At 70.5% G+C, this 7,573-nt stretch carries 8 protein-coding genes and 1 pseudogene; 5 read left to right on the plus strand and 4 right to left on the minus strand.

Annotated features, from left to right (window positions below; genetic code table 11):
- The first annotated feature begins 97 nt into the window (after positions 1-97).
- Positions 98-823, plus strand: a complete 726-nt coding sequence (locus ACZ6R6_RS13870) for an alpha/beta fold hydrolase (protein WP_470093193.1) — start codon at positions 98-100, stop codon at positions 821-823.
- Positions 824-827: 4 nt separating this feature from the next.
- Here ACZ6R6_RS13870 and ACZ6R6_RS13875 read toward each other — a convergent pair whose 3' ends face one another.
- The 4 genes from ACZ6R6_RS13875 to ACZ6R6_RS13890 all read right to left on the minus strand — a co-directional run bounded on the left by ACZ6R6_RS13875 (position 828) and on the right by ACZ6R6_RS13890 (position 5,495).
- Entirely contained in the window at positions 828-2,006 is a 1,179-nt protein-coding gene (locus ACZ6R6_RS13875; RefSeq protein ID WP_470093195.1) for a GDSL-type esterase/lipase family protein, read from the minus strand.
- A 6-nt stretch (positions 2,007-2,012) separates the two neighbouring features.
- On the minus strand, positions 2,013-2,477 hold the full coding sequence (locus ACZ6R6_RS13880) for a hypothetical protein (RefSeq protein WP_470093197.1): 465 nt from the start codon (positions 2,475-2,477) through the stop codon (positions 2,013-2,015).
- A gap of 322 nt (positions 2,478-2,799) precedes the next feature.
- Complete coding sequence (locus ACZ6R6_RS13885) at positions 2,800-3,759, minus strand: hypothetical protein (RefSeq protein ID WP_470093199.1); 960 nt, start codon at positions 3,757-3,759, stop codon at positions 2,800-2,802.
- Complete coding sequence (locus ACZ6R6_RS13890) at positions 3,756-5,495, minus strand: thiamine pyrophosphate-binding protein (RefSeq protein ID WP_470093201.1); 1,740 nt, start codon at positions 5,493-5,495, stop codon at positions 3,756-3,758. The genes ACZ6R6_RS13885 and ACZ6R6_RS13890 overlap by 4 nt, the downstream gene beginning before the upstream one ends.
- Positions 5,496-5,596: 101 nt before the next feature.
- Between ACZ6R6_RS13890 and ACZ6R6_RS13895 the strand changes: the two are divergent.
- The 4 genes and pseudogenes from ACZ6R6_RS13895 to ACZ6R6_RS13910 all read left to right on the plus strand — a co-directional run.
- Positions 5,597-5,839, plus strand: a pseudogene (locus tag ACZ6R6_RS13895) (recombinase family protein); the annotation flags it as partial.
- A gap of 83 nt (positions 5,840-5,922) precedes the next feature.
- Positions 5,923-6,108: a hypothetical protein gene (locus ACZ6R6_RS13900; RefSeq protein WP_470093225.1), complete on the plus strand. Its 186-nt coding sequence runs from the start codon at positions 5,923-5,925 to the stop codon at positions 6,106-6,108.
- A gap of 285 nt (positions 6,109-6,393) precedes the next feature.
- Positions 6,394-6,696, plus strand: coding sequence for a putative quinol monooxygenase (locus ACZ6R6_RS13905; protein WP_470093203.1), 303 nt, complete (start codon positions 6,394-6,396; stop codon positions 6,694-6,696).
- Positions 6,697-6,742: 46 nt separating this feature from the next.
- Positions 6,743-7,516 (plus strand): AraC family transcriptional regulator, encoded by a 774-nt coding sequence (locus ACZ6R6_RS13910; protein WP_470093205.1) that lies wholly within the window; start codon positions 6,743-6,745, stop codon positions 7,514-7,516.
- The last annotated feature ends 57 nt before the right edge of the window (positions 7,517-7,573 follow it).

Here is a 7,573-nt window from a genome sequence, read left to right on the forward strand (position 1 = left end):
GGGCGGTCGGCCTGCGGATATGGATATGAGGGACCGTCGGGCCGGCCCCCCGCGCCGTTCAGGACAGCCTTAGCGTAAGGAGAGGAACTGATCTTCCGTGAAGAATTGTTTCGTCCTGATTCCCGGCCCGTGGACGGGTGCCTGGGTCTGGGAGCCGGTGACCTGCGGGCTGCGCGCGCTCGGTCATCACGTCCGCCCGGTCACGCTGTCCGGACTGGCCAGCCCCGAGGCTGATGTCTCGGGCGTCGGCCTGGCCACCCACGTCGACGACGTGCTGACGCTCCTGGAGGCCGAGGACCTGCGCAACGTCACCCTCGTAGGGCACAGCTACTCGGGCATCGTGGCCGGTCAGGTCGCCGACCGGGCACCCGGCCGAGTGGCGCGCACCGTGTTCGTGGAGGGGTTCCTGCCCCACGACGGCACGTCGATGCTCCAGGTCTTCCCGGAGCGCCAGCGCGCCGACGAGCTCCGGCTGATCGCCGAGAACCGGGGCCGCTGGCCCGTCCCGGACGTCGCCGCCGTGGCCGACGGGCAGGACCTGTCCATCGAGCAGGCACGGTGGCTGGTGGAACGCTCTGTCGGCCATCCGGGGCGCACACTGTCCGAACCGGCGGTCCTGGCGCGGCCGCTGACGCAGCAGCGGGCGAGCTACATCGTGTGCGAGATGGAGCACTTCGACGGCAGGGTCTCCGACGACGTCGCGGCCATGCGCGCCGAGCCGAACTGGACCTTCCACACCCTGAAGACCGGTCACTGGCCGATGGTGTCGGCCCCCGACCAGCTCGTCACGCTCCTCACCGACATCGTCTCCCAGCAGAACTGACCGCTCAGCGCCCCGCCTGACCGCCTGTCAGGGACAGCGCCGGCCGCCCGTCGAGGACGACGGCGGCGATCTCGGTGGCCGGAGTCTCCTGGGACCCGCGTGCGCCGCTGACCATGAACTCGTAGATGTGCCCGGCCTGGGCCGGTGCCGCCACGCTGTCGGCGAGTATCGGCAGCGGTGACCGCTGGAAGCCCTGCCCGACGGTGGCGTCGCGCCAGTAGAGCCAGTATCCGCTCGCGCCGAACACGTGCGGCCACGAGACCCTGATGTGCGAGCCGTGCGGGGTGGCGGTGATGCCGGCCGGCGCGGAGATCACGAGCGGATCGGCCGTGCGGGGGATCGGGTCGAGGAAATCCACCCGGCCGTGGGCGAACGCCGACGAGAAGGCGTCGGCGAACGCTTTCGCGATCTTGAACTCGCCGATGCTGTTCGGATGGAGACCGTCGTAGGCGTCGTTGTGGGGATCGTAGGCGCCGTCGAGGTCGACGAGGACGACCCTCGACCGGGCGGTCGACATCGCGGCCAGCGTGGCCGGCAGCGCCTCGTTGTAGGAGGTGATGATGTCCGGCAGGCCGGGGCTGGAGTCCAGCGGTGTGCGATGGACGACGTTGGCGATCAGGAACTGGATGTCCGGATCGGCCTCACGGGCCCGCCGGACGAAGGTCTCGACGTCCGCCCTCAGCCGGTCGGGGCCGGACACACCCCAGGCCAGGTCGTTGAACCCGAGCTCGACCATGAGATAGCCGGGGGCGTGGGCGGCGACGGTCTCCCGGATGTCATCCTTGGCCTCGTGGAGCCGGCGGCCCCACCTCGCGTGGTGCCTGCTGCCACCGAAGCCGATCCCCGGCCGGTAACGGCCGTTGTGGACGGGGTCGGCCGCGCAGGCCGTACACGCCGCACCGGCCGCGCAGGCCGTACACGCCACCCCCGCCGCCTCTGCCGCGCAGGCCGCGCAGGCCGGACCGGCCGGGCGGTCGTCCGGCCGGTCCGGCGGCAGCACCGAGGTGCCCCTCCCCGGTCCGACGAAGCGGACCGGGAAGTCGTGCTTGTCGAAGTTCCGGGACAGCCGGTACCGCCAGGTGTAGTCGCCTTCCAGGCCGTGGCTGATCGAGTCACCGACGATCATCAGGCTCGGAGCCGTGGCCGGGACGGCAGGGCCGCGGACCGTCCGTCCACCTGCCATTCCCTGTCACCCGTGGGCGGGGACGGCGCAGCCGCAGTGCATCTCGGCGCGCTCGGACGTGCGGGGACGCCGGTGGAGGATCATCGCCACCACCATGGGCAGGAAGACGATCGCGTTGTAGAACAGGTGCAGTTCCACGCGCGGCACGATGAGCTGGATGATGCTGGTCGGAGCGGGGCGGCCCAGCAGGTTCGAGCCGGTGAGCGCCTGGGTGAGCAGGAGCAGGTGCTCGAAGTGGTGCCACACCTGGATGGCCAGTGACACGTTCCACCACGTCCGCGACCTGCCGGTGAAGCCCTTACGCAGGATGATCAGGCCGACCAGCATCAGCAGCGCGTAGCCGTAGTGCATCCACTCGGACTTGACCAGCCAGGGGAACGGCAGGCCCAGCACGCCACGCGCCTCGGGGAGCGGCCAGCCCAGGACGTAGATCTGGATCGCCTGGGCGACGTGTTCGGCCCAGTGGGCCACGACTATCAGCAGATAAAGGCCCAATGCGGCCTGGTGATATCGGCTGTTGAGGGCCGATATCCGGACTGGAGAAGAGCTCACTGAAGCTGTCCCGGTTGCCATGTGCAGACCTCGATCCCGGAAATCACGACCGTATGTCCGCCGCGAATGCCGTGGCGGACCCTCCCTCGCTCCGCATTTCCCGCGGCGGCATTGTCGAGCCGAATGCCTATTGTGGCGAGGAGGCCCTGAGGCCGGCTTCTCCAGATTTGCTGACTTTCCCGGCGCCAGGCCGACGGCTTGACGGCGGCGGGGCCTCCGCTGGCCGGCCCGGCGCCGGGTCCTACCGTCTGATCAGCATCGCGATCTGGTACGAGCCGATGCCCACGCCGAACACGACCAGATACGGCGTGTCGAGGGCATCGGCGGAGGCGTCGAGCGTCACGGCGGCGGAGGCCACGGTGAGGTTGCCGTACAGGCTGAGCGTGTCGCGGTAGCGGGCCGGGCGCAGGCGCTCCTTCCAGTGGTCGATCAGGACGTCGGAGGCCTGGTGACCGATCACCGTCACCTCCCCGGCGGTGATCCCGTTGCGGTTGAGCAACCGCTCGACGAGGTCAGGAGGCCCGTCCATCCCCGAGGACCGGAAGGCCGTCACCCCGGAGTCGGGCTCGATCCGGTAGGTGGGCCGGGCCGTGCCGCCGTCGTCCGGGCGGGCGGCCATCGTCATCGCGCCGTACTCGGCGCTGTTGGTGTCGGAGATCCAGTCGAGGATCACCATGCGCGTGGAGCGGCGGAGCACGGCCGCGCCCGCGCCGTCCCCTATCGTCCCCGCGTGCGGGTTCCGGCTGTCCACGTGGCGGCTCCAGTTCGACCCCACGGTCACGAGGGTGTGGGTGAGACGCCCGCCTCGCATGGCCTCCCAGCCCAGGGCCAGCGCCATGACGAAGGTGCCGAACTCGCAGTTGATCGGCACCACGAGCGCGTGGCGTCCGAGCCCCAGGTCGCGGTGGACGCGGAACAGCCCGTTCGGGCTCAGGTACTCGGGGACGGTGATGTAGCCGTACAGGCCGTCGACCTGCTCCGGGGCGACGTCCGCGTTCTCCAGGGCCCGGCGGCAGGCCGACACCGCCAGGTCCTCGACCGCCTCCCCGGGCCCCAGGACCCGGCGGGTGCGGGCCCCGCTGAACAGCGCGCTCTCGGCCGACGGCGCGGACGCGGTGGATCCCGCCGCCACGGACGTCCCCGGCAGGGCCGACCCCAGACCGGCGATGCCGATCCCGGCGCGCGGCCCCCCGGCCGTCACGCGTCCCCCGCCACCGCGGTGAACCGCTCCCCGTAGGGAGGGCTCACCCGGTGGTCCGTCTTGACGACGACGACCTGTGGCCGGGACCGCTCGGCCGCCGCGGCCCGGGCCGCGCGCATCGCCTCCCGGAACGCGGCGACGTCGCCGACGGGGTGGGCGTCGGCGCCGAGCGCGCGGGAGAACTGGACGAGGTCCACCGGCCCGAGGCCGTAGTAGTCGTCGTCCAGGGGGAAGGCACCCCCGCTCTGCTCGTGCTCGCCGTGGTTGACCATGCCGAGATAGCCGTCGTCGAGCACCACGAACACGGCCCCCACCCGGTTCTTCGCTGCGGTCCGCACCTCGTTGCCGTTCATCAGGAACGAGCCGTCGCCCAGCAGCGCGATCGCGGCGCGCTCCGCGGTGCCGATCCTCCCGCCGACGACCGCGCCGCACGACCAGCCCATCGAGGACAGTCCGCACGGGTAGAAGATGCGGGTCGGCGGGTCCACGACCAGGTAGTGGGTCGCCCACGCCGTGCAGTTGCCCATGTCGACGTAGAGATCCTCCTCGCCGGTGAGCAGGTCGTTGAGGGCGAGCATCACAGCAGCCGGGGACACGCCGGACCCGCCCACCGCCGGGACCGGCCGGTACGGCGGGCGCCGGGCCGCGGCGGGGACGGCTCCGGCGGCCTCGCCGGAGCGGGGCAGCTCGCGGTAGAGGGCGCGGAGGAAGACCTCGGCGTCGACGTGGAGGTGATCGCCGCCTTCGAGGAACCGGCCGAAGACCGAGGGGTCCAGGTCGACGTGGAAATAGGTCGAGGCGCCGGTGAAGGCCAGGTCGTAGCCCCTGGTCGCCCACTCTCCGAGCCCGCTGCCGATCACCACCAGGGCGTCGATCCCCGCCGCCGCGTAGCTCGTCGCCCGCTCGGCGCCCGCCATCCCGAGCACGCCGAGCGACAGGTCGTCGCTCTCGGAGAAGACGCCCTTGCCGCGCAGGCTGGTCGCGACGGGCACCTGCAACGTGTGGACCAGCCGCCGGAAGGAGGAGTGGCCGGACCGCAGCGCTTCCCTCGCGCCGCCCCCCAGAAAGATCAAGGGGCGCCGTGCCTGCGAGAGGGTCCGGATGACGCGCCGCGCCTCCCGGGGGTCGAGATCCACGGTGGGCCGCCGCGGCGCCGCCGAGACCTTCTCGGTCCCGACCTCGTTCCCGACGGGTCTGCGGGCGAGGTCGGCGGGGACGGCCAGATAGGCGGCGCAGGGGCGGGGGCCGGTGGCGACGTTGATCGCCTGGGTGAGGACGCGCGGGAACGAGCCGGGGTCGCTCACGCCGGTGGAGTATCCGGTCACGTGGGAGTACATCGCGGCCGTGTTGACGCCCAGATCGCTGCTGTCCTGGATGGCCCCCAGGCCGAAGCGGTCCGTCGGGACCTGGCCGCCCACCACCAGCAGCGGGACCTGGTCGCGGTGGGCGGAGGCGACGCCGGTCAGCGCGTTGAGGGCACCGGGGCCGGCGGTGACGAGGCACACGCCCAGCCTCCCCGTCGAGCGCGCGTACCCGTCCGCCATGAAGGCCGCCCCGCCCTCGTGGGAGGCGATGACGAACCTGATCCTCGGGTGTCCGCGCAGGGCCTGGATGAAGGCGGATATGTTCCCGCCCGGGATGCCGAACACCGCGTCCACACCCATGGCGTCGAGCCGGTCGAGAAGAAACTCCGCCACGGTCGTCCCGTCCTGGGACCGTGCTCCGATGCTCCGCACCGACATGCCTCCTGGGGGAACTGAACTGCGCGTCATCCGATGACATGGTCATCGCAAGCCTGTCCGCAGGTCATCACTCCCCAGACTGACATCACATCCCCTTGAAAGGGGAGTTTTCGGATCTGTCACCGATTTCCGGATCAACCGGACGGCGCGGCAGTACGGCCGCCGCCCGGCGCGGCCTGGGTGACGACCAGGCCCTCGCCGCCGTCTGGGACGGGTCGGTGTTCACCGTCACCAAGTTCGACCGGTCCGCCCGCGACATGGCCGAAGCCAACGACCTGCTCACCGACCTGTCCGGCCGCGGCGTCCGGTTCGGGCTGGGTGCCAGTGTCTACGACTGGAATGACCCGTTCGGCCGACTGTTTCTCCAGACCCTTGCGATGGCCGCGGAGTTCGAGGCGGGCACCAGCGCACCCGCGAGGGCATGGCCCTGGCCAAGAAGAACGGCAAGCTCAACGGCAAGCAACCCAAACTCCCCGAACCCGCACGCCGTTCCATCCGCCGCCGCTACGCCGAAGGCGACGTCTCCCTCGCCGACCCGGCCACCGAGTACAGCGTCGGACGCTCCACCATCCACGTGTTCAACCTGCTGTCAGGCCCGCCCGCGTGACGCGTGCTGACAGGACATGCTCGGCGTCATCGGGGTAGAGGAACCCAAGAACAGCCGTTGGCGCTGAGAGTGATCTTGCGCGGACCGCGACGTCCAGCGCCGTTGTGGAACGTCGGCTCGATGACGGCCCCGGTGAGCGTGCCGCCGAGGGCGTGGGATGTCGGGAGTGGGCGTGTCCGTTGGAAGCGTGAACGCGTCCGGCTGGCGGAAGCCGGCCAGGCCGGGTTGGTGTGAGGATCGGGAGATCCCCGAGCGGCAGTCGCCGCCCCGATCCAGGAGGCCCTCGTGATCATTGCCATTGTCGACTTCGACACCGCCGCTGCCGACCGTGTGGCTGCCCTGGCTCAGCTCGACAGCGTTTGCGATGAGGTGCGCGCGATGCCGGGTAACGTTGCCTTTCGGGTGTACGCCTCCCGGGAGGACGAGACCCGGGTAACCGTGATCCACGAGTGGGACGACGAGGAGTCGTTTGTCGGCTACCTGAAGTCGGACTCCTTCGCACGCTCTGGTGAGATGCTTCAGCCGATGATGGTCGGGTCGCCGGTGAGCCGGCGCTTTCGCGCGGAGCCGCTGGAGACCGTGGCCTGACCGGTGTCATGGCGGCTCCCTACGATTGGTTCATGCGAGGCTGCGGATGAACCGGAAGGCGTACAGCTTCGTCCGCACGTTCCCGCAGGAGCCTGCCCGCACGCTTGAAGTGGACCGCCACTACCTGCTCTGCGCCTCGGCCGGTGCCCTCCGGCTCGAGGCGCAGGGCCAGGCATGGCTGTTGCCGCCGGCACGGGCCGCCCTGATCGAGGCGGGCCAGGCGATAAAGGTGAGCATCCCGCAGCCGGTCACGACCGCGTCCGTGCTGTTTGACACCCGATTCACTGCGGCCCCACCGGCACCGTTGACCGTGTTCGACCTCAGCCCTCTGGCCCGCGCACTGGTCAACGAGTGCGGCACCTGGGGCGAGAGCGACGAACCTCTCACGGCGTACGCCGAGACGCTTTTCACCGCGCTCGGCGCGGTGTGCTGGCGGCTCGCCGAGCGGCCGAGTCCAGTCGTCGTGCCAGCGGGACGATCATCGGAACTACGTCGAGCCTTGCAGCTGACCGAGGAGCGGCTCGGTGGCGAGCTCCGCTTCGAGGACGTGGCTGAGGAGGTGGGCCTGGCGCCACGGTCGCTGGCCCGGCGCTTCGAGGATGAGACCGGTATGACGTGGCGGGCAGTCCTGCGCCGGATGCGGGTCCTGCGTGCGATCGAAGAACTGGCTGCGGGCGATACTCCGATCACCAAGATTGCGTTCACGGTCGGCTACACCTCACTGTCGGCGTTCAACGCCGCGTTCCGACAGCTGACTGCCCGTACACCCACGGAGTACCGAGCTAGTGCGGTGACCGGGAACGTTCACCGGGTTGGGTGATCACACAGCGACTGGGAGAGGGCGTCCACCGAAACGGATGCCCTTTTCGCTGCGGAC

This window comes from Streptosporangium sp. NPDC048886 (assembly GCF_055586905.1).

Coding starts and splice junctions, on each gene's coding strand:
- ACZ6R6_RS13875 (WP_470093195.1), bottom strand. CDS start 2,006: ATGGCAGGTGGACGGACGGTCCGCGGCCCTGCCGTCCCGGCCACGGCT.
- ACZ6R6_RS13900 (WP_470093225.1), top strand. CDS start 5,923: ATGGCCCTGGCCAAGAAGAACGGCAAGCTCAACGGCAAGCAACCCAAA.
- ACZ6R6_RS13910 (WP_470093205.1), top strand. CDS start 6,743: ATGAACCGGAAGGCGTACAGCTTCGTCCGCACGTTCCCGCAGGAGCCT.